At 72.2% G+C, this 23,947-nt stretch carries 25 protein-coding genes, 1 pseudogene and 1 riboswitch; of the genes and pseudogenes, 15 read left to right on the plus strand and 11 right to left on the minus strand.

Annotation, left to right across the window (positions count from 1 at the left end):
- Positions 1-4 precede the first annotated feature (4 nt).
- On the minus strand, positions 5-817 hold the full coding sequence (locus ACSMXR_RS32660; RefSeq protein ID WP_381908994.1) for a tyrosine-protein phosphatase: 813 nt from the start codon (positions 815-817) through the stop codon (positions 5-7).
- A 443-nt stretch (positions 818-1,260) separates the two neighbouring features.
- Positions 1,261-1,421, plus strand: a riboswitch (cyclic di-AMP (ydaO/yuaA leader).
- A gap of 3 nt (positions 1,422-1,424) precedes the next feature.
- Here ACSMXR_RS32660 and ACSMXR_RS32665 point away from each other — a divergent pair.
- Positions 1,425-2,381, plus strand: a complete 957-nt coding sequence (locus tag ACSMXR_RS32665; RefSeq protein WP_473170541.1) for a M23 family metallopeptidase — start codon at positions 1,425-1,427, stop codon at positions 2,379-2,381.
- Positions 2,382-2,542: 161 nt separating this feature from the next.
- A complete protein-coding gene (locus tag ACSMXR_RS32670) occupies positions 2,543-3,370 on the plus strand; it encodes an SGNH/GDSL hydrolase family protein (RefSeq protein WP_103508703.1) in 828 nt (275 codons plus the stop codon).
- Between the two features lie 12 nt (positions 3,371-3,382).
- On the opposite strand, the gene ACSMXR_RS32675 is transcribed toward ACSMXR_RS32670, so the two are convergent.
- The 6 genes and pseudogenes from ACSMXR_RS32675 to ACSMXR_RS32700 form a co-directional block, all read right to left on the minus strand.
- On the minus strand, positions 3,383-4,306 hold the full coding sequence (locus ACSMXR_RS32675; RefSeq protein WP_218523988.1) for an STM4011 family radical SAM protein: 924 nt from the start codon (positions 4,304-4,306) through the stop codon (positions 3,383-3,385).
- A 7-nt stretch (positions 4,307-4,313) separates the two neighbouring features.
- The gene (locus ACSMXR_RS32680; protein WP_473172473.1) at positions 4,314-5,696 is read right to left on the minus strand and encodes an STM4012 family radical SAM protein; all 1,383 of its coding nucleotides are present in this window, start codon (positions 5,694-5,696) and stop codon (positions 4,314-4,316) included.
- A gap of 27 nt (positions 5,697-5,723) precedes the next feature.
- Positions 5,724-6,539 (minus strand): annotated as a pseudogene (locus ACSMXR_RS32685) (STM4013/SEN3800 family hydrolase); the annotation flags it as partial.
- Between the two features lie 43 nt (positions 6,540-6,582).
- On the minus strand, positions 6,583-7,740 hold the full coding sequence (locus ACSMXR_RS32690) for an STM4014 family protein (protein ID WP_473170542.1): 1,158 nt from the start codon (positions 7,738-7,740) through the stop codon (positions 6,583-6,585).
- A complete protein-coding gene (locus ACSMXR_RS32695) occupies positions 7,721-8,680 on the minus strand; it encodes an STM4015 family protein (protein WP_137228501.1) in 960 nt (319 codons plus the stop codon). Before ACSMXR_RS32695 ends, ACSMXR_RS32690 begins: the two co-directional genes overlap by 20 nt.
- A gap of 12 nt (positions 8,681-8,692) precedes the next feature.
- A complete protein-coding gene (locus tag ACSMXR_RS32700) occupies positions 8,693-9,655 on the minus strand; it encodes an STM4015 family protein (protein WP_137228498.1) in 963 nt (320 codons plus the stop codon).
- A 197-nt stretch (positions 9,656-9,852) separates the two neighbouring features.
- Here ACSMXR_RS32700 and ACSMXR_RS32705 point away from each other — a divergent pair, with 197 nt between their 5' ends.
- Positions 9,853-10,179 (plus strand): hypothetical protein, encoded by a 327-nt coding sequence (locus tag ACSMXR_RS32705; protein WP_137228495.1) that lies wholly within the window; start codon positions 9,853-9,855, stop codon positions 10,177-10,179.
- Between the two features lie 88 nt (positions 10,180-10,267).
- Positions 10,268-11,269 (plus strand): DUF6745 domain-containing protein, encoded by a 1,002-nt coding sequence (locus tag ACSMXR_RS32710; protein ID WP_376188347.1) that lies wholly within the window; start codon positions 10,268-10,270, stop codon positions 11,267-11,269.
- Between the two features lie 12 nt (positions 11,270-11,281).
- Here ACSMXR_RS32710 and ACSMXR_RS32715 read toward each other — a convergent pair whose 3' ends face one another.
- Complete coding sequence (locus ACSMXR_RS32715; RefSeq protein ID WP_381793058.1) at positions 11,282-11,923, minus strand: TetR/AcrR family transcriptional regulator; 642 nt, start codon at positions 11,921-11,923, stop codon at positions 11,282-11,284.
- A gap of 124 nt (positions 11,924-12,047) precedes the next feature.
- Between ACSMXR_RS32715 and ACSMXR_RS32720 the strand changes: the two genes are divergently transcribed.
- Together ACSMXR_RS32720 and ACSMXR_RS32725 are read left to right on the plus strand one after the other, a co-directional pair.
- Positions 12,048-12,488 (plus strand): PPOX class F420-dependent oxidoreductase, encoded by a 441-nt coding sequence (locus tag ACSMXR_RS32720; protein WP_473170543.1) that lies wholly within the window; start codon positions 12,048-12,050, stop codon positions 12,486-12,488.
- A 102-nt stretch (positions 12,489-12,590) separates the two neighbouring features.
- Positions 12,591-13,808 (plus strand): MBL fold metallo-hydrolase, encoded by a 1,218-nt coding sequence (locus ACSMXR_RS32725; RefSeq protein WP_473170544.1) that lies wholly within the window; start codon positions 12,591-12,593, stop codon positions 13,806-13,808.
- Between the two features lie 63 nt (positions 13,809-13,871).
- Here ACSMXR_RS32725 and ACSMXR_RS32730 read toward each other — a convergent pair whose 3' ends face one another.
- Together ACSMXR_RS32730 and ACSMXR_RS32735 are read right to left on the minus strand one after the other, a co-directional pair.
- The gene (locus ACSMXR_RS32730) at positions 13,872-14,633 is read right to left on the minus strand and encodes a MerR family transcriptional regulator (protein ID WP_473170545.1); all 762 of its coding nucleotides are present in this window, start codon (positions 14,631-14,633) and stop codon (positions 13,872-13,874) included.
- A 141-nt stretch (positions 14,634-14,774) separates the two neighbouring features.
- A complete protein-coding gene (locus ACSMXR_RS32735; RefSeq protein WP_473170546.1) occupies positions 14,775-15,272 on the minus strand; it encodes a hypothetical protein in 498 nt (165 codons plus the stop codon).
- Positions 15,273-15,335: 63 nt separating this feature from the next.
- On the opposite strand from ACSMXR_RS32735, the gene ACSMXR_RS32740 reads away from it, so the two are divergent.
- The 4 genes from ACSMXR_RS32740 (at position 15,336) to ACSMXR_RS32755 (ending at position 17,907) form a co-directional block, all read left to right on the plus strand.
- Positions 15,336-15,821 (plus strand): hypothetical protein, encoded by a 486-nt coding sequence (locus ACSMXR_RS32740; protein WP_473170547.1) that lies wholly within the window; start codon positions 15,336-15,338, stop codon positions 15,819-15,821.
- Positions 15,822-15,909: 88 nt separating this feature from the next.
- Positions 15,910-16,338 (plus strand): pyridoxamine 5'-phosphate oxidase family protein, encoded by a 429-nt coding sequence (locus ACSMXR_RS32745; RefSeq protein WP_218523977.1) that lies wholly within the window; start codon positions 15,910-15,912, stop codon positions 16,336-16,338.
- Between the two features lie 63 nt (positions 16,339-16,401).
- Positions 16,402-17,331 carry an oxidoreductase gene (locus ACSMXR_RS32750; RefSeq protein ID WP_473170548.1) on the plus strand — a complete coding sequence of 310 codons (930 nt, stop codon included), beginning with the start codon at positions 16,402-16,404 and terminating at the stop codon, positions 17,329-17,331.
- 60 nt (positions 17,332-17,391) lie between these two features.
- Positions 17,392-17,907 (plus strand): nuclear transport factor 2 family protein, encoded by a 516-nt coding sequence (locus ACSMXR_RS32755; protein WP_218523975.1) that lies wholly within the window; start codon positions 17,392-17,394, stop codon positions 17,905-17,907.
- Positions 17,908-17,980: 73 nt separating this feature from the next.
- Here ACSMXR_RS32755 and ACSMXR_RS32760 read toward each other — a convergent pair whose 3' ends face one another.
- Positions 17,981-19,426, minus strand: coding sequence for a glyceraldehyde-3-phosphate dehydrogenase (locus tag ACSMXR_RS32760; RefSeq protein WP_137228475.1), 1,446 nt, complete (start codon positions 19,424-19,426; stop codon positions 17,981-17,983).
- A gap of 422 nt (positions 19,427-19,848) precedes the next feature.
- On the opposite strand from ACSMXR_RS32760, the gene ACSMXR_RS32765 reads away from it, so the two are divergent.
- From ACSMXR_RS32765 to ACSMXR_RS32785, 5 genes are read left to right on the plus strand one after another with little or no spacing between them, the layout of a single operon-like run.
- Complete coding sequence (locus ACSMXR_RS32765; protein WP_473170549.1) at positions 19,849-21,924, plus strand: sensor histidine kinase; 2,076 nt, start codon at positions 19,849-19,851, stop codon at positions 21,922-21,924.
- Between the two features lie 5 nt (positions 21,925-21,929).
- Positions 21,930-22,364: a roadblock/LC7 domain-containing protein gene (locus ACSMXR_RS32770; RefSeq protein ID WP_030582309.1), complete on the plus strand. Its 435-nt coding sequence runs from the start codon at positions 21,930-21,932 to the stop codon at positions 22,362-22,364.
- A 2-nt stretch (positions 22,365-22,366) separates the two neighbouring features.
- Positions 22,367-22,738, plus strand: coding sequence for a DUF742 domain-containing protein (locus ACSMXR_RS32775; protein ID WP_030076475.1), 372 nt, complete (start codon positions 22,367-22,369; stop codon positions 22,736-22,738).
- Positions 22,716-23,339 (plus strand): GTP-binding protein, encoded by a 624-nt coding sequence (locus ACSMXR_RS32780; protein ID WP_030623183.1) that lies wholly within the window; start codon positions 22,716-22,718, stop codon positions 23,337-23,339. Before ACSMXR_RS32775 ends, ACSMXR_RS32780 begins: the two co-directional genes overlap by 23 nt.
- Complete coding sequence (locus ACSMXR_RS32785; protein ID WP_030076479.1) at positions 23,336-23,920, plus strand: GAF domain-containing protein; 585 nt, start codon at positions 23,336-23,338, stop codon at positions 23,918-23,920. Before ACSMXR_RS32780 ends, ACSMXR_RS32785 begins: the two co-directional genes overlap by 4 nt.
- Positions 23,921-23,947: the final 27 nt, after the last annotated feature.

The raw sequence follows: 23,947 nt of genomic DNA on the forward strand, positions 1-23,947 counted from the left end.
CGGGTCAGTCCTGGTCGAGCAGGCGCTCGCGCAGTCGCTCCCGGGTCCCGGAGGAGATCTTCAGCCCCTCGGTGAGGTAGCGGTCGGTCGTGCCCCAGTTCTCCTCGATGGTCGCGAAGGCCGCCGCGAGGTAGGCCGGCCGCGCCCCGAAGAGCGGGTCGAGCAGCTCCAGCACCTCGGGCGACATGCCGGCCGCGGAGGCGTCGGAGCGCTTCACGTTGTAGCGGCGGTGGAGGTCGTTGGACTTGAGGTAGTCCTCCTCGATCGCCTCCACCTCCACGCCGACCGCCAGCAGGGCGACCGCGATCGAGAGGCCGGCCCGGTCCTTGCCCGCCGCGCAGTGCATCAGGGCCGGGACGCTGTCCTCGGCCAGCGCGTGCAGCACCCGGCTGTGCTCGGCGGTGCGGTCCTCGATCGTCGCGCGGTACATCCGGATCATGCGGTCGACGCCCTTGCCGTCCGCGAGGACCGAGCGCAGCTGCTCGATGTTCCCGTCGCTCACCAGCCGCCAGAACTCCGCGCCGTCGGCCGGGTCGGAGAGCGGAATGCTGACATTGCGGACACCGGGCAGCTCGATGTCGTAACCGTCGAGGCGGTGGTCGGCGGAGTGCCGGAAGTCGAAGACCGTGTGCAGTCCGAGCCCGCCGAGGAAGGCCGCGTCCTCGTCGGTGGCGTGCGCCAGGTGGCCGCTGCGGTAGAGCCGTCCGAAGGCGGTGCGCCGCCCGTCCGTGGTGGGGAGCCCGCCCACGTCGCGGAAGTTGCGGACTCCGGTCAGCACGGTCTCTGTCGGCGGGACCTGCGGCACCTGCTGCGTCACGGTGGCTCCTGGGATCTCTGGCGTCGGCGCGGCTCGCCGGCGAGGGCGCTCCCGTGACGATACGACATCGATTCGACAGAAAATCATCACGGTCGCCACCCCGTCGCGGGGTGCCGTCGAGGCCGGGCTGACCCGGCGTCAGGAGCGCTCTCGGCGGCATGTCCGTATTGGTGTATTTCGCAGAACATGCCCCGCTAATGGGGGAGATGGGATTCCGGAGGTGAGCGGGATCATATCCGTGACGGACCGTGGCGAGGGCGCCCGGGGGTATTCCCGTTGCCCGTACGGAAATCCAAGATCCGTAATCCACGGAGTGTGACGGGAAATCCGGGGCGATATCGAATCGATGATTCCGGCGCGCAACCGATGGCTTGTTCCGCTCGTCCTGACCGGTTTACGGTCGCCGCAATCCGGACGGACCGCCTAATCCTGCCGCCGCCCGGAATTCGCACCCACCCACTCACGTGTGGCAGGAGCGGGGGAACCAGGTAAGCCGCCGATCCGGAGCGATCCGGACCGGCTCGGGGTGAAGTCGCCGCAACGCGACCGGGCATCTCCAGCCCGAACCCGACAGCTCACCTCGCAGGCGCCGGAGAGGAAATTCCCCATGCCCGCAAAGGGTAAGCACCGTCGTCCGAAGTCCGGCCCGATCTCCCGCGGCGTCCTCGTCGCGGGCACCGGCGGCGCCGCACTCGCCCTCCCGCTCATCGGCGCCACCGTCGCGAGCGCCGCCGACCAGGCCGCTCCCGCCGCGAAGCCCGCCGCCGCCTCGGTCGCCGCCGCGCACACCGCCCCGTCGGCCGCCCCCGCCGCGTCGAAGGCCGCCCCGAAGACGTACTCCGTCGTCTCCGGCGACTACCTGTCGAAGATCGCGGCCGAGCACCGGCTCAAGGGCGGGTGGGAGAAGCTGTACCAGGACAACCGCTCCACCGTCGGCGACAACCCCAGCCTGATCCACCCGGGCATGAAGCTGACCCTCGGCGCCAAGGGCTCCGCCCCGGCCGCGAAGTCCGCCGCTCCCGAGGCCGCCCCGAAGAAGGCCGCTCCGGCCCCGAAGGACGCGCCGAAGGAAGCCCCGAAGGGCGACACCATCTCCGCCGACGACTCCGAGGGCTCCGGCGACTCCGCGCAGACCGGCTCCTCCGAGGCCACCGGCTCCGGCTGGTCCGCCCCGCTGGCCAACCCCAACGTCACCACCCAGTACCGCGCTTCCGGCGCCAGCTGGTCCAGCGGCTACCACACCGGCTCGGACTTCCAGGCCGCCTCCGGCACCCCCGTCCTCGCCATCGGACCGGGCACCGTGGTCTCGGCCGGCAACAGCGGCTCCTACGGCAACGAGGTCGTCATCCAGCACGAGGACGGCATGTACTCGCAGTACGCCCACCAGTCCTCGCTGAACGTCTCCGTCGGCCAGACCGTCACCGGCGGCCAGCAGATCGGCCTCTCCGGCTCCACCGGCAACTCCACCGGCCCGCACCTGCACTTCGAGGTCCGCACCGGCCCGAGCTACGGCTCGGACGTCGACCCGATCGCGTACCTGCGTCAGCACGGCGTCTCCGTCTGACCGGACGCGGCCAGAAGTATCCGAGGGGCGGTGCGCGGCGGCGCACCGCCCCTCTCTTTATTCCGGCTTTACCAAAACCTGACCGGGTGGTCTATCTCACCACCCGTCAACCCCGTATTACGGTCGCGTAGGTCACATCGGACGATGCAGGATAAGTCCTTGTGGCAGACGATTCGAGAAACAACCAGCAGCACATCATCGGGTCGTACGCGGCGATTGGCGACAGTTTCACCGAGGGCGTCGGCGACCCCGGCCCCGACGGGACCTATCTCGGCTGGGCGGACCGTTTCGCGGTCCTCCTCGCCGACCGGCTCCCGGCCCCCGACACGGAGGCCGGCCCCGAGGACTCCTCGCACGGGGACTTCCGCTACGCCAATCTCGCCGTACGAGGACGTCTCCTCGACCAGATCGTCGAGGAGCAGATCCCCCGTGCCAAGGAACTGGCCCCCGACCTGGTCAGCTTCTGCGCGGGCGGCAACGACATCATCCGGCCCGGCACCGACCCCGACGACCTCGCCGAGCGCTTCGAGCGGGCGGTCGCCGACCTGAGCAACGCGGTCGGCACGGTCATGGTCACCACCGGCTTCGACACCCGCGGCGTTCCGGTGCTGCGCCACATGCGCGGCAAGATCGCCACGTACAACGTCCATCTGCGGGCCATCGCCGACCGCTACCAGTGCCCCGTGCTGGACCTGTGGTCGCTGCGCTCGGTCCAGGACCGGCGCGCGTGGGACGCCGACCGGCTGCACCTCTCGCCCGAGGGCCACACCCGCGTCGCCCTGCGCGCCGCCCAGGTCCTCGGCCACGACGTGCCCGCCGACCCCGACCAGCCGTGGCCGCCGCAGGCCCAGCGCAGCCCCTTCGACGAGCGGCGCGACAACATCCAGTGGGCCCGCGAATACCTGGTGCCGTGGATCGGGCGACGGCTGCGCGGCGAGTCCTCCGGCGACCACGTCGAGGCGAAGCGCCCCGACCTGCTGCCGCTGTAGCGGCCGGGTCGCTCAGGGCTCCAGCAGAGGCAGCGCGCGCCGGGACGGGTTCGGCACCACGAGCCCGTCCGGCGGCGTGCCTCCGCCCGGCGGGCGCCCCGCCGGTATCCGCTCCAGGACGCCGCCCGCGAACACGTCGTACAGCGGCAGCGACTCCAGATGCACATAGCCGATGTGGCAGTCGCACACGGCGAGCGGACAGGCCCGGGGGCCGAGCGCCCGGCGGTAGCTGCCGTCGTAGAGATTGCCCAGCTCCGCCTTGACGAAGTGACAGCGCCGCACCGTGCCGTCGCCGTCCACCGAGATCACCGACTCGCCCGTCCGGCAGGGCAGCCCCGCCGAACGGTGCGGATCACGGCTGTAGGGGAACAACGGATCCAGCTCCGTCCAGCGCGCCGCCTCCTCGTCGGTGTACGTGTGGCCCTCGGCGGCGTTCACCCAGAGGTAGACCTCCTCGGGCAGCGCCGCCCGCAGTCGCCGGGCCTCCTCCAGATGCTCGTCGAACCCCACCACGCCCACGCTGTAGCGGATTCCCTTCGCCGACAGATCCCGGCATCTACCCAGAAACCGGTCGTACGGGGTCTGCCCCGGGTGGTACGTGCACCACAGCGCGATCCGCTCCGGATCGGCGTCCGCCAGCCAGTCGGTGCGGCCGCTCAGGTTCGTCTGGATCGCGACCCGGCCGATGTGCGGCAGCCGCGACAGCTCCGTCAGCGCCCGCCGGTACCAGGAACGCACCAGGCCCTCGCCCCACGGGGTGAACAGCACGGACAGCCGGTCACCCGTCTGCGCCGCCGCCCAGCCCGTGAACCGCTCCAACGCCTCCCGGTCCGCCGTGAGCTGCGCGCGACTGTCCCGCCGCTTGGCGAACGGGCAGTACGGACAGTCGTAGTCGCAGGAGGCGAGCGGGCCCCGGTAGAGAATCGTCAGGTCCATGTCCGGCTCACTTCCGCTCGTACGCGGCCATCGCCGCCCGCACCCCGGGCGAGAACAGCGCCGGACCCAGCGCGTCGGAGTGGGCCAGACCCGACGGGGACAGCCGCAGCAGCCCCTCCGGGGCCGAGGCGTCCAGCCAGCCCCGGGCCGCGAACTCCGCCAGCTCGGCCGGGAAGTCCGCGCCCGGATCCGTACCGAACCGCGCCCGGTACTCCGCCACCGGCAGCCCCGCCGCCTGGAGCAGCGACTGCAGCAGATGCCGCCTGCGCGCCTCGCCGGAGTCGACATACCGGCCGACCTCGGCCCGGGAGAAGTCCTCGGTGGCGGTGAAACGGTCGATGATCGACCGGATCTCCCGCATGTCCACCGCGTAGTCGAAGGAGTAGTGCAGGGCCGCCGTGTACGAACGGGCCCCGCAGCCCAGGCCGATCATGCCGTCGGTCTGGCAGGCGTAGTCCTCGGGACCCTCCTGCTCCCGAGGGGCGTCGGTCCGCCGGAACATCCGCATCGACACCTGCTCGTAGCCGTGCGCCAGCAGATGGTCCCGCCCCACCGCGTACAACCGCAGCCGCTGCTCGTCCCGGGCGGCGTCCTCCAGGGCCTGAGCCTCGGCGCCGGCCGCCGCGCCCAGGCGGTGCAGACCGGTGAGCGGGCGGACGTACAGCGGATACAGATACAGCTCCTCCGGCCGCCAGGCCAGTGCCGCGTCCAGCGAGGCGAGCCAGCTGCGCTCGGTCTGCCCGTCGATGCCGTAGATCAGATCGATGTTCAGCACCGGGATCCGGGCCTCGCGGATCCGGCCGAGCGCCGCCTCCACATCGGCCCGGCGCTGCGGGCGGACCGCGGCCCGCGCCTCCTCGTCCACGAAACTCTGCACACCGATGCTGATCCTGGTCGTGCCCCGGTCGGCCAGCACCGCCAGCCGGTCGGCGGTGGCGGTGGCGGGCGAGGTCTCCACGGACAGCGGGACCGCGCTCAGGTCGGCGCCCATCCGCTGCTCCGCCACGTCGCAGAGCCGCTCCAGCTCCCCGGCGGTCAGGAAGGTCGGCGTGCCGCCGCCGAACGCCGCCGCCGCGAACCGCACCGGCTCCTCGTCGCCCAGGGCCTCCCGCACGGCCACGGCCTGCCGCTCCAACGCGTCCAGATAGCGCGTCGTCAGCTCCTCGGGCGCGCCGATCCGGGTGAAGAGGTTGCAGAAGCCGCAGCGGACCTCGCAGAACGGTATGTGGAGATAGAGGGAGAGCGCGTCCTTGGGCTCCGCCGCCCACAGCGACCGCAGCGACGGGCGGTCCGCGAGCGGCCGGTAGGCCGTCTTGTGCGGATAGGCGTAGACGTAACTCTCGTACGGCCGGACGGCGGGCGGCGCGGGAGTGCTGGTGGTGAGCGTCATCGGTCGGCCCCCCGGTTCTGGCGGTGCGGGTTCGAGCGGTGCGGGTGGTTCGAGGAAGAAGTGGGCGTACGGGACGGTCCAGACGGCCGGGTGGCCGAGCCGGTGACCGGTGTAGCCGTCGTCGCCGTAGGCCGTGCCGTGGTCGGAACAGACGATCGCGAAGCAGCGGCGGCGGCTGCTCGCCGCGGCGAAGAGCCGGCCGATGTGCCGGTCCACGTACTCCAGGGCCGCCGCGTGCGTGGCGCGTGAGTCGCCCGCCGCGCGGGTCGCGCCGGGCAGATGGAACCAGTTCGGCTGGTGCAGGGCTGACACATTGACGAAGAGGAACAGCCGCTCGTCCCGGGGGAGCGCCGCGACGACCTTCTCCGCCCTGGCCACCTGCTCCTGGAACGAGGTGGGCGAGGCGACGCCGAAACCGGGCTCCCAGTGGCTCTCCTGGAACATGCCGGGCAGCACCGAACCGAGCGGCCCCTGACGGTTGAAGAAGCCGACCCCGCCGATACACACCGTGCGATAGCCCTCGGCGGCCAGCCCCGACACCAGATCCGGCGTGTCGAACACGAACGTGCCGTCCGCCGTCGTCTCACTGCCCGCGAACCGCGCCGCGAACAGCCGCGGATGCGGCCCGGGGGAGGCGGGCGTCGGCAGGAACCCGGCGAACATCGCCTGGTGCGAGGCGTAGGTGAAGCTGCCCGGAGCGTGCCGCTCCTCCCAGCCGCCCCCGGGCAGATGCCGGGCGAGGTTCGGGATGCGCCCGGCGGCCGCCAGCTCGACGGCCACGTCGTGGCGCAGGGTGTCCAGGGTGACCAGCAGCAGATCGTGGCTGCCCACGACCTCGGCCATGTCGGGCCGCCCGGAGCCGCCGGGCTCGTGGGGCGCGGGGGGATCAGGAAGCGGTGACGGCACGGTGGTTCCTTGCTCGGTCCAGTACGGCGGCGACCTGCGCCGCATAGGTGTCCAGGCCCTCGGCGCCGCTGCCCGGCAGACCGGTCAGTCCGGGCAGCAGATCGCCGAAGGCGTTGACCTCGCCGACGGCGAAGCGCCGCCAGCCGGCCGTGGGCAGCAGATCGACGCCCACACAGAGCGTCCCGGGGAAGCAGGCCGCGGCCCGCTCGCACAACGCCAGCGCCTCGCGCCAGGAGCCGCCCGCCGCCGCCACGGCGGCCCGGACCTCGCCCAGGTCACCGCGCGCGCCGCCGAGATGCAGATTGGTCATGGGGCTCGTGCTCGTCCGCACCACGGCGTGCGTCGCCCGGCCGCCGGTCACCACGATCCGCAGATCCGCGGCCCGCCCCCGCTGGGACGCCTTCGGCAGCCAGCGCTCGATGTGCAGCCCGTCCGGGGCCAGCGCGTCCACGATCGCGCCGACCTCCCGCTCCGAGGTGTAGCGCCGCACCCGCAGCGAGTTGAACAGCCGCCCCGACGCGTCCCTTTCCACCGAGGTGGTGGCCCGGACCCGGCCGGGGCCCGCCGTCTCCACCGCCAGCACCCCGGAGGCGGAGGAGCCGTGCGCGAGCTTCACGAACGCCCGGGGCATCCGGTGCTCGCGCAGCGCCTCCCGTACGTCGGACCAGCCGCGCACCGGCGCCGCCCCGGAACCGGAGGTCGGCGAGGCGGGCACGGAGATCCCCGCCCGGTCCAGCAGCCCGTGGCACAGCCGCTTGTCGAAGAGCACGGCGATGTCACCGGGGGAGCCCAGCACCTCGGCGCCCGCGGCCGTGGCCGCGCCCGCCACCGCCTCCACCGCGGCGGTGAACCGTGCGTACCACCGGGCCGAACCCTCCACCCGGGTCGGGTCATCGACCCCGCGGAGCAGCCGCTCCACCTCGGCGTCCTCACCGGGCGAATCGATCCGCACGCTCTCGCCGGGAGCGAACACCGGCTCGCCGCGGAGCACCTGGAGCCAGGACACGACCCGGGCCGCCGGGAGGCCGGCGGTGCGCACGGACTCCTCGAAGAAGGCCACGCGGCGGTTGCCCGGATTGCCGACGACCGCGAAACGCGGCTCCGGGCCGCCCCCGCCGCTACTCGCTGACCGCGACATAGCGTTCCGGTTCGTCGTCCTCGTCGTCCGGGTCGGCGTAGTCGTCCTCGGCCTCGCCGGCCTCGACGGCTGCGGGTGCGCACGCGGTCCTGATGCGGTCGACCATCGGGCCGGTGAGGTAGTGATGGCGGAGGTCGAGCAGGGAGAGGTGGCTCAAAGGCTGACCGTTGAGCAGTGCCTCGCCACCGGTGTCGCTCAGGGTGCCCATCGACAGCGCCAGGGTCTCCAGCTGGGCGACGACCGGAGCCGATCCCACGGCGGCGGCGATCTCGTCCTGGAACTCGCTGTTCTGCAGACCCAGGTGGCGCAGTCGCGGAAACAGGCCGCCCGCCAGGACCGGCCGGACATCGTCGATGGTCGCGTCGCCGCCGTACCACGTACTGCCGAACCACAGGTCCAGCCGCTCCAGCGCGGGCAGTTCGCTCGCGGCGACCGCCCGCACCAGCTCGCCGGGCAGACCACCGGACTCGAAGCGCAGCGACTTCAACGCCGTATGGCGCAGCGGCCGCAGCGCGAGTCCCTCCTGGCCGCAGCCGCGCACACCGAACTCCTCCAGTGACGGCAGCGCTTCGAGCACCGGAGTGATGTCGCACATCTTCAGCCAGGACACCTCGCACTCCTCGCCCACCACATCGGCGAGGAAGAGCGCGCGCAGGGCCGGGAAGCGTTCGGCGTGGGCGACGATCAGCTCCACCACCGGATCGAACGGCGTGTATTCGTCGTTCCACCAGGGGCCGATGACGAGGGCTCGGACCCGGGTCGTGTCCACCGTCTCCAGGAACTGCTCCCACAGAGCGGCGAAGCCGGCGTCCTCGTCGTAGTCGCACACCAGCCGCCAGGCCACCGCATCGGCGGCGGGCAGGGCGCCGGACGACGGCTCCGGAGTGTGGACCGGCAGGCCGTGGAAGTGCTCCAGATGCTCAATGCCGAGGTACGTCATGACGCTCTGCCCCTACTCCGAGACGGCGGTGTAGCGGCCCTCGACGCCCCGGTCGCCCCACGGCTCGCACTTCTCCGAGAGGTCGACCCGGACCCCGTGCGGCTCCAGGGCGGAACGGACCCGCTCCTCCATGGCATCGCTGAGGAAGTGGTGGTGGAGATCGAGGGCTTCCAGATGGGTCAGCGGCTGCCCTTCCAGCAGAGCGGCCGCCCCCTCGTCGCCCAGCGTGCCGTTCGAGAGGTCGAGCACCCGCAGCTGGGCGACGACCGGAGCGGAGGCGATGGCCGCGGCGATCTCGTTCTGGATCTCGCTGTTGCGCAGGCCCAGGTGGTTCAGCCGGGGAAAACGGGTGCCGGAGAGCAGCGGCGCGAGGTCGGCGACATTGGTGTTGCCCTCGTAGGCCGACACCCCGAGCCAGAGGTCCAGCCGCTCCAGCGCGGGCAGTTCGCTGTCCAGCACACCGCGCACCACCTCGACGGGCAGCCCGCCCGCCTGGATCGTCAGCGCCCGCAGCCGCTCGTGCTTCGTCGGCGGGAACAGCAGCTCGGAGCCGCCGCGCACCCCGAGCTCCGTCAGCGCGGGGAAGGCCGCCAGCAGCGCCGTCACATCCGACTGCTGGATCCAGGTGATCTCGGCCTCCTCCGCCTCCAGATCCCCGATGAACACCGCCTCCAGCGAGGTCAGCCGGTCGGCGGCGGCGATCAGCAGACCGATCGGCACGGAGGAGTTCTCCTCGTAGGCCTCGCCCCACTGACCGATGATCAGGGCCCGCACCCCGGCCGGGTCGACCGAGTCCAGGAAGTCGGCGAACTCCTCCTCCCAGGGCCGGTCCCGGTCCTCGTCGCCTCCGTACGGATCGACGTAGACGCGCCAGGCCACGGCATCCGCGGCGGGCCGGGAGCCCCCGTCGGTCGCGCGCTGGAAGTCGACGGCCGGAAGGCCGCCGAACTCGTGCAGATGCTGTGCACCGTACATGGCCCTGAGCTCCTGATCCTGGGGACGGCTGATGTCCGCAAGGTTTATCAAGCCGCACTGACAACGCCGCCGCCGGGACCCGATCCAGGCGTCGGCGGGGACTCGATCCGGGCGTCGGCGGGGCCCGTTGTCAGACCCTGCCCGTAGCGTTTTTCGCAGGGTCGGCACAGCGGGTGCCGCGACGAGGGGAGACGTCTGTGTACCGGCAGGGCGATGTACTGATCATGGAGCTGGACGAGTCGGCGGTGCCCGCCCCCTTCCTGGAGGCCCCGGGCGAACTGCGCGACGGGCGTGGGCGGCTGGTGCTCGCGCTGGGCGAGGTCACCGGGCACGCGCACGCCGTGCAGGGCCCCGGCCGGCTGATCCGGGAGGCGGGGCCGTTCGGCCCGATGCTGCTCCATCTCCCCGAGGGCGGACGGGTGGTGCACGAGGAACACGCGGTGATCCCGCTTCCCAAGGGCTGGTTCCGCGTCGTGCGGCAGCGGGAGTACGCACCGGGCGCGATCCGCATCGTGGCGGACTGACCGTTCCGCCGTGCCGGAGCACGCACGGACAGCCAGAGCGAACAGAGCCTTCCAGAACAGATCGAGCACAGCAGGGGACGGGACAACGATGCAGAACGTGACTTCCTGGCGGAGCGTGGCGGCGGCGACCGGCCGGGCGGACCGGGCGGCGGCCGAGGCCGGTGTGCGCCGCGCCTACCGCACCGCCGGCCTGGCCGAGCCGGAGCGGATCATCTGGGCCGCGTCGCCCCGGGCCGCCGTCGGGATCGTGGAGAAGCTGACCGACGCCGGACGGTCGGTGCGCGAGGAGGTCCGCACCCGCCCGTGGGCCGAGGAACGCCGCCGGATGTACGACGAGCTGGGCCCGGCCGGCTGGTCGGCGCTCTGGTCCGCCACCGGCGCCCAGCTGTGGGAGACCACGGCCGCGCTCGCCGACCGGATACGGACCGGTGTCGTCGCCGACCTGGCGCCCCGGCCGGAGGACGAGAGCGCCGTGCGGCTGGTGCTCCTGGACGCCGTGCTCGGCCAGCACGACGCCGCCTGGCTCGCCGCGTTCGACGGGCGCGGCGACCGGCTGACGGGCCTCGCGGAGGTGGCCCGCAACGCCGGCTGGTGGTGGCCCTACGAGAACGCCGTGGTCATCAGCGAGCGGCCCGACGTCCTCCACCGCGACGAGGCGGGCCGGCTCGACCACGGCGAGGGACCGGCCCTCGCGTACGGGGACGGATTCGCCCTGCACGCCTGGCGCGGCATGCCCGTTCCGGCCGCGTTCCTCGCCGAGCTGTCCTCGCTCACGCCCGAGCGGATCCGGGCCGAGGAGAACGCGGAGCTGCGCCGCGTGATGCTGGAGTACTACGGCTACGACCGCTATCTCGCCGAGTCGGGCGCCGAGCCCGTCCACCGCGACGAGACGGGCATCCTCTGGCGCATCGCCCTCGACGGCGACGAGGACGTGGTGATGGTCGAGGTGGTCAACTCCACCCCCGAGCCGGACGGCACGCACCGCACGTACTGGCTGCGCGTGCCGCCCGCCACCCGGACCGCGAAGGACGGGGTCGCCTGGACGTTCGGCCTGGAGGGGGCGGTCTACGCACCGGTGCGCCAGACCTGATCCGGAGGCCGGTCAGCCGTCGGCCGACGCGTCCGCGATCGGCGACCCGGTCAGCTCCGCGAGGTCGATGCCCAGCTCGCGGGCGAGCGCCTCGTCGGTCCACCGCAGCATCGTGGCCCGGGAGAGCGGACCGGAGTACGAGGTCGTCTGCACCGCCATCCCGTCCAGCAGGGCGGTCAGCCGCCAGGCCGCCGACCGGGGATCCTCGCACCGGAACTCTCCGGCGGCGGCGCCCTCCTCGATGACCTGGGCCAGCGCCGCTTTCCACCGCTGGTCGAGGTCGCCCGCGACCTCGCGGAGGGCGGGGTCGCGCAGGGAGGCCGCCCAGCCCTCGATCCACAGCCGCCAGCCCTTGGCCTGTCCCGTCGGCGCGTACCACCGCACGGCCGCCCGCAGCCGTCGTACGGCGGTGGTGCGCCGGGCCAGCAGCTTGCGGAGGTGGGCCAGGTCGCCCTCGGCCGCGTACGCGAACGCCGCCGCGACCAGCTTCTCCTTGGTCGAGAAGTGGTAGAGGACGAGTGCGTTGCTCACACCCAGCACCGAGGCGACGTCGGCGATCCGTACGGACGAGACCCCGCGGACCTCGATCTGCTCGACCGCGGCGCGCAGCAGCTCCTCACGCCGCTCCGCCACGTTCAACCGGACTCTAGCCACCGGGCCACCCTAACCAATACGCCAGGTCAGCGATGGTGGGACGGCATCCGGAGGAACCGGCGCGGCGGCCGAGGAGGGCCCGGCGCACCGGAATCCTCCGACCGGCCCGGACGTTGGACCCTGCATGACGCGAATCGAACCGGCACAGGAAGCACTGCTCCGTCTCTTCGGCGAGCACGACGGCGGTGTACTGGTCACGCTGAAGCAGGACGGACACCCTCAGCTGTCCAACGTCAATCACGCCTACTACCCCGAGGAGCAGGTGCTCCGCGTCTCGATCACCGAGGGCCGGGCCAAGACCCGCAATCTGCGGCGCGACCCCCGGGCGAGCTACCACGTCACCAGCGACGACCGCTGGGCCTGGACCGTCGCCGACGCGACCGCCGAGCTGACCCCGCCCGCCGCGGCACCGGACGATGCCACGGTGGAGGCCCTGATCACGCTCTACCGGGACGTCAAGGGCGAGCACCCCGACTGGGACGACTACCGGCGGGCCATGGTCGAGGACCGCAGGGTGCTGCTCACCCTGCACATCGACCATGTCTACGGGCAGCAGCGTGGCTGATACCGCCACCGGCCGGAGCGGCTGCCCCGTTCAGCATCTTCTGCTCGCCCTGTCGTACAGGCCGACCATAATGAGACGACACCGACTCCCTCAGGAGATGTTGTGACCGGCGCTGACTACTTGCTTCCGCTCCGCACGAAACTGCGCTCGATGCGCACCGAGTCCTTCGGGGCCGACCCGGCCGGAGCGCGGATGGAGCGCATCCGCCGCTCGCCCCATTTCGTCGACGGATCGTTCCAGAACCCGGTGGGGGCCCGGATCAGGCCCTCCGGGTCCACCCTCGAATTCGCCAAGATCTACTTCCACAAGGAGCAGCGGGCCCGCCGGATGCCGACGGGCACCGTGCCGGTCCACGCCACGACCCTCGCCGATCTGGCCGCACCGCCCGCCTCCGGGCTCCGGCTGACCTGGATGGGCCATTCCAGCGTGCTGGCCGAGATCGACGGCCGGCGGATCCTGTTCGACCCGGTCTGGGGCGAGCGCTGTTCGCCGTTCCCGTTCGCCGGGCCCAAGCGCCTGCACCCCACCCCTGTGCCGCTGGGCGCGCTCGGCCCCGTCGATGTCGTCGTGATCTCCCACGACCACTACGACCACCTCGACCTGCCGACGATCCGCGCCCTGGCCGGCACCGACACGGTCTTCGCCGTGCCGCTCGGCGTCGGAGCCCATCTGGAGCGCTGGGGTGTGCCCGCGGCCCGGATGCACGAGCTCGACTGGAACGAGACCGCGACGGTCGCCGGGATCAGCCTCACCGCCACCCCCGCACGCCATTTCTGTGGTCGCGGGCTGCGCAACGGGCAGCACACCCTCTGGGCGTCCTGGGTCGTCGCGGGCCCGGAACACCGGATCTACCACAGCGGGGACACCGGCTATTTCCCCGGCTTCCGGGACATCGGGGCCGAGCACGGGCCCTTCGACGCCACCATGATCCAGATCGGTGCGTACTCGGAGTACTGGCCGGACATCCACATGACCCCGGCCGAAGGCATGCGCGCCCATCTGGACCTCCAGGGCGGCAGCCCGCACGGCGTGCTGCTGCCGATCCACTGGGGCACCTTCAACCTGGCCCCGCACGCCTGGGCGGAGCCGGGCGAGTGGACGAAGGACGCCGGCGAGGACGCCGGACAGGCGGTGGCGTTCCCCCGGCCGGGCGAACCGTTCGAACCGGCCGGAACGCTTCCCGTGGAGCCGTGGTGGCGACCGCTGTCCGCGACGCTCGCCCACCCGTGGCGCCGCACCGAGGAGCAGGCGGGACCCGGCCCGGGCCCCGGCCCCGAGGCGGCGGCCCGGGGCGATCTGGACCTCGCCGGGGAGCGCTGACCGCTCCTCCGGCCCATGGCCCGGGGCCGCCGCCGGTCCGTCCGGCGGCGGCCCTTCGGCGGCTCAGCCCAGCCGGGACTCCGCGTAGACCTCGATCGCGTCCCGCTGGTACTCCGCCAGACCCGGGGCGATGGCCTCGTACGCGGCGCGCCACTGCTCGTTGTCCACGCAGGAGCGCCCGATCGCGCGGTACTCGTCGGCGGACACGGGGTGCAGTGCCATGAGCGCCCGGTACTGCGCCCCGATCTCGGCTTGCACGGGCTCCGCGTCGGCCGGCGCGCCCGCGGCCATGTGCTCGGCCAGCCGGATCATCAGCGCCGTGCGCTCGCGCTGCCCCGCCTCGGCCTCGGCCGGTGTGGTGGTGGCGGCCAGCTGTCCGGCCTTCTCGTAGAGGCCGGGGAAGTCGCGCAGATTCGCCTCGTACAGCGAGGGATCAATGCCCTCGAACAGGTTCTCCGGTCGGTTGATGGCGGTCATGGGCGTGCCGTCCCTTCTGGACTGTTCCAGTTCGGCGATCGTGCGGGAGACGGTCGCGGTCAGGGTGTCCAGCCGGTCCCGCTCGGCGAGCAGCCGCAGATGGTGTCCGCGCAGGGCCTCCACCGTGTCGACCTGGTCGGCGAGGACCCTGGCGATCTCCGGCAGACCGACGTCCAGCGCGCGCAGTACGAGGATCTGCTGCAGCAGCAGAAGCTGGTGTTCCTCGTAGTGGCGGCGACCGTTGGAGCCGATCCGGGCCGGCGGCAGCAGACCGATCTCGTCGTAGTGCCGCAGCGTGCGGGCGGTCACCCCCGACATCCGCGCGACCTCGGAGATCGGCCAGTCCATCGCCACTCCTCCACTCCCCTCACGAGCACTCCCTCACGAGCGCCTCACCGGGCCGGTTCCTCCGGCCCTGGTCACGACCGTAGAAGCTGCCGCAGCGGCAACTTCAAGCCCGGATCCGCCCCGGATCGACGCCGGCCGGGCTCAGCACCCGCCCTCCTCGACGGCGATGGAGAGGCTGACCTCGACACTCGTCATTCCCGGCTCCGGCTCCGGCGGCGACACGCTCAGACAGAACGTGGCGTCGACGTCCTTCGCCCTGACCTCGAACAGGTCGACGGAGGGGTTCGCGTCCTCGTCGTAGGGATCGTTCGCTTCCTCCACGTACACCACGCCGCCGGTCGAGGGGCCTTCCCCGCTCTCCTCCAGCGCGTCGCGGATCATGCTCTTGTATCCGCCGGTCCACGAGCCCAGGGTCTGCGGCGTTGCCTCCAGCTCCCGGACGGCCACGTCCACGGCGTCGCGCAACTCGCCCTCGCTCCAGGAGGAACTCGCCCGGAGGTAGTACATGGCCCCGGCGGCGAACAGCAGGGAGCCGATGATCAGGCCCATCCCGACCGGATTTCTCGGGTTGTAGACATAGCGACTTGTTCCCCAGTTCGAGCGGATGAATATCGGCTCGTCGTCATGGTCCTTGCCCATGCCCGGGAGCCTAGTTGCGACCGAACGCGCAACGATCGCCGCCCCGTACGCGTCTGATCGAGCATGAACGATCTTCCCGAGGGTCCCTACGGCTCCGACGACTCCGACGAATCCGAGGACGCGCACGTGCGGCCCGGCCCCCTCTGGCGCCATGCGGTGTGGGTCGCGGCCGTCACCGCCGCCGGTGTGGCGCTGGGATGGGTGGGCGCGCTCTTCCGCATCGGGCCGGAGGAGTTCGGTCTGCCGCCCGCCGCTCCGGGAGCGCTCTGGCCCTATCTGCTCGCCTGGACCGCGATCGGTCTGGCCCTGGCCGCCGTCCTGCGCTTCGTCGCCGCCAAGGTGCCTGTATACGAACCGGAGACGGCCGCCATCGGCGTCGTCATGATCGGTACGCGGTTGTCCCTCGGCTGGCGGCCGGAGCCGCTCGAAGTCGCCGGTCTCGCGGCCGCCGGACTGCTGCTCGTGGCCGTCTGGTGTGCTGTCGCCCTGCGCGGGGCGACAGCCGTACGGCGGAGCGAGGAGATCTCCGGAGCCCGGGATCCCGCGTAGGACACGCCGACGGCGGGGACCGGGGGACAGACCCGGCGCGCGGGGCACACTGGTGCAGCCCCGAATCCCCCGTACGAAGGAGCGCGCAGTGGCACTCACCCGTGAAGAGCGCGAACAGTTCCTCGCCGAACCCCATGTCGCCGCACTCGCCGTCGCGTCGGGGGCCGGTGACCGGGCCCCGCTCAGCGTGCCGATCTGGTACGAGTACGAAGCGGGCGGCGACGTCCGGATCCTCACCGGCCGCACCTCGCGCAAGGCCGAACTGATCGCCGCCGCAGGCCGGTTCACGCTGCTCGTCGACCGGCTCGAGCCGACCATCCGGTACGTCTCCGTCGAGGGACCCGTCGTCGACACCCGCCCCGCCACCCGCGCCGATCTGGAGCAGGTGTCGGCCCGCTACCTCCCGGCCGGGAAGGTCGCCGGGTACGTGGACTTCGCCTGGGAGAACCACGGCGAGCAGGTCGTGATCACCCTGCGCCCCGAACGCTGGGTCAGCTCGGACCTCGGCCAGGTCTGAGCCCGGCGATGCGCGGCGGGGCTCTGCACGTGTGGCGACGCCGACACGGGGGAGGCGTGCCCCATGCACTCCTGGACTCTTGACGACATGCCCGACCTCGGCGGGACCACCGCCGTGGTCACCGGTGCCAACAGCGGCATCGGCGCGGTGACCGCCCTCGTCCTGGCCCGCTCGGGCGCCCGTACGCTGCTCGCGTGCCGCGATCCGGAGCGCGGCCGGCGCGCCGTGGACGCCGTCCGCCGGGCCGCCCCCGGCTCGGACGCCCGGCTCGTCCGCCTCGACCTGGCCGATCTGAGCAGTGTGGCCGAGGCCGCGGAGAGCATCGCGAAGGAGGTCGACGGACGGCTCGACCTCCTGGTGAACAACGCCGGGGTGATGGCCCTGCCGCCACTGCGCACGGCGGACGGCTTCGAGATGCAGTTCGGCACCAACCACCTGGGCCACTTCGCCCTGACTCACCGGCTGTTGCCCGTCCTCGGCACCCGGGGCCCGGCGCGGGTGGTGACCCTCTCCTCGCTCGGCCACCGCATCGGTCACATCGATCTCGACGACCTCAACGCCGAGCGTTCGTACGGCAAGTGGCGGGCCTACGGCCAGTCCAAGCTCGCCAACCTGCTGTTCACCGACGAGCTGGACCGGCGGGCCCGCGCCGCCGGCCGGGACCTGATCGCACTCGCGGCCCATCCGGGCCTGTCGGCAACGGAGTTGGGGCAGGCCGGACCGCGCCTGGCCGGGCGGAACTGGGCCGCGAAGCTGGAGCGGACCTCGCGCCTCTACACCCAGCCGGCCTCGGCGGGCGCCCTGCCCGTCCTGTACGCGGCGACGCTGCCGGACGCCCCGGGCGGCTCCTACTACGGACCCGCCCGCCTCGGCGAGACCCGGGGAGCGCCCGCGCCCGCCCGGAAGTCGAAGCGCGCCCAGGACGCGGTCATGGCACGGGCGTTGTGGGAGGAGTCGGCCCGGCTGACCGGACTGGACCCCGACGCCGTATGACGCGTTCCGGGCCACCGAAACCCCTCGTGCTACCGCGGGACACGTTGATAGGAAGGGGCGATGGACACCGATGCGCTGAATCCCCCGGAACTGCCGGGCCCTCTGGACCGTCTGATCGCCGAGCGCGCCTGCGAACGGCTGGTCGTCGAGTTCGTCCGCACCCTCGATCTGGGTGAACCCGGCGATGTGGCCGAGCTGTTCACCCCCGACGGGGTCTGGGAATGGGCCGAGGGGGACCGGCGGATCGAGGGTCGGGACGCCCTGCGCGCCTATTTCGGCGGCCGCCCCGCCGACCGGCTCTCGCGCCGGCTGTGCACCAACATCCTGGTGACCCTGACATCCGCCTCGACGGCGACCGCGAGCACGTACTTCACGACGTACCGCGTGGACGGCCACTCCGGCGGCATGCTGCCGCCGCGCCTTCCCGTGCAGGTCGGGCACTACGAGGACACGTTCCGGGTGGTCGACGGCCGATGGCTCCTCGCCGAGCGGGAGCTCTTCCTCGACTTCGGCGGGCCGACCGAACGGCTGGCCCCGGCCGGCGCGGGTGAGGCGGACGCCCGGCGCCGGGAGTGAGCCGGGAGATACGCCGGTGCCCGGCAGGAGGCCTGCCGGGCACCGGGCGACGTACCGAACGAGCGTGCCGGGGTCAGACCGCCGGGGCCGGGTAGGTCGGGTACTCCACGCCGGAGACGTGCTGGACGACCCGGATGACCTGGCACGAGTAGCCGAACTCGTTGTCGTACCAGAGGTAGAGGATCGCGTTGTCGCCGTCGACCTTGGTGGCGCCGGCGTCGACGATCGAGGCGTGGCGCGAGCCGATGAAGTCGCTGGAGACCGCGTCGGGCGCGCTGATGAAGTCGATCTGGCGCTTGAGCGGCGAGGCCAGCGAGACGTTGCGGAGGTAGTCGAGGACCTCCTCGCGGGTGGTCTCGCGCTCCAGCCGCAGGCTGAGGATCGCGATCGAGACGTCCGGCACCGGGACCCGGATCGAGCTGCCGGTGATCGGCGCGTCGAGGTCGGGCAGCGCCTTCGCGACGGCCGAGGCGGCCCCGGTCTCGGTGATGACCATGTTGAGCGCCGCTGAACGGCCACGACGGTCCGAACCGTGGTAATTGTCCAGCAGGTTCTGGTCGTTGGTGTACGAGTGGACCGTCTCGACATGCCCGCGCAGCACACCGTACTCGTCCGCCATCGCCTTCAGCGGCGGCACGATCGCGTTGGTCGTGCAGGACGCGCAGGACAGGATCCGCTCGTCCGGCTTGACCGTGTCGTGGTTGACGCCGTGCACGATGTTCGGGACGTCGCCCTTGCCCGGCGCGGTGAGCACGACCTTGGCGATGCCCGGCTGGAGGTGCTTGGAGAGGCCCTCGCGGTCGCGCCACCGGCCGGTGTTGTCGATCAGGATGGCGTCCTTGATGCCGTACGCCGTGTAGTCGACCGTTGTCGGGTCGTCGGAGTAGATCACCTTGATCTCGTTGCCGTTGGCGATGATCTTGCTGTTCGCCTCGTCGACGGTGATCGTGCCCTGGAACTGGCCGTGGATCGAGTCGCGCCGCAGCAGCGAGGCGCGCTTGACGATGTCCTGGCCGGAGCCCTTGCGGACGACGATGGCCCGCAGGCGCAGGCCGTTGCCCGAGCCGGCCTTCTCGATGAGCAGGCGGGCCAGCAGACGGCCGATGCGGCCGAATCCGTAGAGCACCACGTCGCGCGACGCACGGCGCTCGATCTTGTTCTCGCCCGTCGCCCCGGCGACGGCCTCGGCGGTGAACTCCTCGACGGAGAGCCCGCGCCCGTCGGCCCGGTACGTCGCGGCCAGCATGCCTATGTCGATCTGGGATGGACCGAGGTCGAGCGTCGTCAGCGCCCGCAGGAACGGCATCGTCTCGGTGACCGAGAGTTCCTCACCGGCGATCTGCCGGGCGAAGCGGTGGGTCTTGAGGATGCTGACCACCGACTTGTTCACCAGGGAGCGGCTGTGCAGCAGGACATTGACGTCCTGCTCGCGGTGCAGCTTCCCGATGATCGGGATCATCGACTCCGCGATCTCCTCGCGGTGCATCCAGTTGGTGAACGAGTCGTCATTGACAGTCACAAGTTTATCTTTCGAGCTAGGCGGCGCTCATATGGTAACCGGCCCGCCCTCCGCCCCTTCGGGCGGTGCCCCACCTGCGGGTGAACCCGGATTCGGCGCCCCTCGCGCGGCCTCGCCGCATGCGATGTGTCCAGCATGTGGGCAGCCGTCGGCGGTGCGGGGCGATTCGGGGTCAACGCGGCGCAATCGGGCGCGCGTGCGAGCTGTCATACCAGAGTGGGACGGATGGCGGGCAAGTTCGACAACTGCCCGTCGCGCATACGTCATTGACGACTACCGTGTGTGCCCGGTGATCAACGGTGGGCTCATAACGTTCGGGCCTGCCCGACCGATGACCCGAGCCTGACCGACCACCGTAGGGGCCACCTGATGGACGCCGGCACGACCGCCGATCCCCGGTGCCCCCTGTACCGAGGACGCTGATGTCTCAACTTCGCGCACCCGACGCGCGACCGGACCGCCGTGAGGGCGGGCGGCACGGCCGCCCCGGCACGCGCGCCCACTCGGCCACGAGCAGGCCGCGCGCCGCAGGGCCTTCCCCCGACGCCCGCATACGTCCCCAGCTGCTGCGGACCGCGCTGCTCCCGGCCATCGCCGCGGTGCTCAGCGGAGCCGCCGCGGTCATCTTCACCGTCCGCGCCGGAGCCGTCGCCTCCTCGCCCAGCCTCTGGGCGGCGCTCGGCGGATCGGCCGCCCTGGCCGTCGCCGCCGTCGCGGCCGCCTACCTCGGCGCCAACCGGGTGGCCGGCCAGGTGCTCGACCGGGCCCTCGCGCTCCGCCGGGCCAGCGCCCAGGGCCAGGCCGAGCTGCAACGGGTGATGGAACAGCTCCGCAACGGCGAGACCGTCGCCGCCCGGCGGCCCCCGGAACCGGCCGCGCCCGGGGCCGACGCCTTCGACCTGCTCGGACAGGAGATGGCGCGGGCCCAGGACGCCGCCGTCGCCGCCGTCGTCCAGGCCTCCCAGCTCTTCAGCAGCGCCGGCAACGAACAGAAGGTCGAGGTCTTCGTCAACCTCGCGCGACGGCTGCAATCCCTCGTCCACCGCGAGATCCAGATCCTCGACGAGCTGGAACACGAGGTCGAGGACCCCGACCTCCTCAAGGGCCTCTTCCACGTCGACCATCTCGCCACCCGGATCCGCCGCCACGCGGAGAACCTCGCCGTGCTCGGCGGGGCCGTCTCCCGACGGCAGTGGAGCAACCCGGTCACCATGACCGAGGTGCTCCGCTCGGCCATCGCCGAGGTCGAGCAGTACCCCCGGGTCAAGCTGGTCCCGCCGATGGACGGCACCCTGCGCGGCCACGCCGTCGCCGACGTGATCCACCTGCTGGCCGAACTGGTCGAGAACGCCACGGTCTTCTCCGCCCCGCACACCCAGGTGCTGCTGCGCGTCCAGCACGTCACCGCCGGACTGGCCCTGGAGGTGGAGGACCGCGGCCTCGGGATGCCGGACCACGAGCAGAAGCGGATGAACGCCCTGCTCTCCGACCCCGACCAGGTCAACGTCGCCCACCTGCTCCAGGACGGCCGGATCGGTCTGTTCGTCGTCTCGGCCCTGGCCCGCCGCCACGGCATCGCCGTCCGCCTCCAGAGCAACATCTACGGCGGTACGCAGGCGGTGCTGGTCCTCCCGCAGTCGCTGCTCGGCAACGACCCGGACGCCCCGCCGTCGCCCGACGCCGTGCCCGTACCGCCGCCCGGCGCCGTGCACCGGCCGCCCGTCGAGGCCGGGAACGGAAGCGGAAGCGGGATGGGAACGCCCCGGCCGACGGCCCCGGCACCCGCCGGCGGCCCGCCCCAGGCGCCCGCCGCCGGGCAGAACGGCCGCCCGCGACCGCCCGCGGGCGAGGCCCCGCCCCTCCCGCTGCGCGCCGAGCGCATCGACCGCCCCGCCCCGCCCGCCTCCCCGCCCGAGCGCGACCACCGGCCCGAACCGGCGGCCGTCCACGAGCGCGACGACCGCCCGGCTCCGTCGCCGGCCCGGCCCGAGCTGCCCAAGCGGACGAACCAGGAAAGCCTCGTACCGCAGCTGCGCGAGGCGCCCGCCCCGCGCGTCGAGGACGAGCACGCCCTGCACGACCCGGGTCTCATGGCCGCCTTCCGGCGCGGCGTGGACCTCGCCGAGGCCCAGACCGCCGAGGAGGAGGGCCCCGACGGCGGCTACGGAAACCAGGGCGGCACGGGCACCGGGGGCCAGACCGCGCTCGACGCCCCCCTGGAGTCGCTCTCGCCCCTCCCCGTACGGGGAGCCACCGCACCGCCCGACCGCCCCGGTCCGGCCCGCACGGACCACGCGCTGCCCGCGGCCGGCCTGCCCGTACCGGACAGCTATCCGCCCGACGCGTACCCGCACGACACCTCGGCGTACCGGCCCGGCAGCCAGGCCGAGGGCGCCCACGGCCGCGCGGCGGGCGAGCCCGGAGCGTTCACGGCCGAGTCCTTCCTGCCGGGCCGGGCCGTCCCGGAACCCCGTAAAGACACCACCTTCAAGGAGTAGACACCATGACGAGCGATATGCCGTCCGGCCAGGTCTCGGACCTGGACTGGCTGCTGAGCGGGCTGGTCCAACGCGTGCCCTACACCCGCAGCGCGGTCCTGCTCTCCGCCGACGGGCTGGTGAAATCCGTGCATGGCATGGACCCCGACAGCGCCGACCACATGGCGGCCCTCGCTGCCGGTCTGTACTCCCTGGGCCGCAGCGCCGGGGCCCGCTTCGGCGACAACGGGGACGTCCGGCAGGTGGTCGTCGAGCTGGATTCCACGCTGTTGTTCGTCTCCACCGCCGGATCCGGCACCTGCCTCGCCGTCCTCTCCGGGCGCGAGGCGGACGCCGCGGTGCTCGGGTACGAGATGGCGATGCTGGTCAAGAGTGTCCGTCCCTATCTGACGACCCCGCTCCGGCAGCCGGCCGGGGCGCCGTTCACCCCGGGGATCTGAGGATGCCGGCCCCGCAGGACGGGCCCCTGCTCGACGACGCGGCCGGCCGGCTGATCCGCCCGTACACGATCAGCAACGGCCGCACCCGGCCGTCCACCGCGTTCGACCTGCTGTCCCTGATCATGGCCACGGGCATCGAGCCGGACATTCCGCTCGGCCCCGAGCACACCGTGGCCCTCGGCCTGTGCGAAGGGCCGATGTCCGTCGCCGAGATCGCCGCACACCTCCGGCTGCCCGCCGTCGTCGCCAAGGTCATCCTCTCCGACCTGGTCGCCTGTGGCGCCGTCACCGCGCACGCTCCCGCTTTCCATGACATGCCCACCGACCGATCCCTGCTGGAGGCAGTGCTCGATGGTTTACGACGACAGCTCTGACCGCACCGGAACCTCCGAGTTCTTTCCCGTCGCCCTCAAGGTCCTGGTCGCCGGCGGATTCGGCGTCGGCAAGACGACGTTCGTGGGAGCGGTCAGCGAGATCGCCCCGCTGTCCACCGAGGAACTGCTCACCCAGGTCAGTGTGGGGACCGACAATCTGGACGGCGTGGAGTCCAAGACGGCCACCACCGTCGCCATGGACTTCGGCCGCATCACCCTCTCCGAGCAGCATGTGCTCTATCTGTTCGGCACACCGGGCCAGGAGCGCTTCTGGTTCATGTGGGACGAGCTCTCCCAGGGCGCGCTCGGAGCCGTGGTGCTGGCCGACACCCGACGCCTCGCCGAATGCTTCGCCGCGGTGGACTTCTTCGAACGGCGCGGCATCGGATTCATCGTCGCCGTCAACGAGTTCGACGGCGCCTACCGCTACGAACCGGACGAGGTCCGCGCCGCGCTCGACCTCGGGCCCGAAGTGCCCGTCGTCCTGTGCGACGCCCGGATCGCCAGCTCCGGCACGGGCGCCCTCGTCACCCTCGTACAACACCTCATCAACGCCACCACGGCCCCCGCACCGCTGCAGACCTTCGGAGCCCACCCGTGACATCCTTCGCCACCGGCCGGATGCTGCTGACGCCCACCGACCGGCACGGCCCGGCCCGCGCACAGCGGCTGCGCAAGCTGGATCTCGGGGAGCGCCCCGACGCCTCCTACGACAACTTCGACGCCTTCGCCGACAAGGTGGCCGAAGTGACCGCCACGCCCTTCTCGATGGTCAACTTCATCGACGAGAACCGGCAGTTCTTCGCCGGACTGCACACCCCGGCGGGCAACCGCGGCGGTCAGGACCTCGGTTCGGCCGCGGCGGGCAGCAGCCGCAGCAGCCGGTACATGGCCCGCGACCACGGCTACTGCCCGCACGTCCTCGTCCGGCGCAAGGCCCTCGTCCTGGACGACGTCTGCGACTACCCGCGGTTCGCGGGCAATCCGGTGGTGGACGACATAGGCATCCGCTCCTATCTCGGGGCGCCGCTGATCGACCGCACCGGCATCGCGCTGGGCACCGTCTGTGCCGTCGACACCGTGCCGCGCCCCTGGGGGCGGGCCGGGCTCGACACCATCAAGTCGCTCGCCCATGAACTCGTCCGCCAGATCGACGACCGGGAGGGCCACCACCCGCTCTGACTCCGACCGCTCCCCGCAGCCGGCAGG

The organism is Streptomyces sp. DSM 106670 (assembly GCF_055792845.1).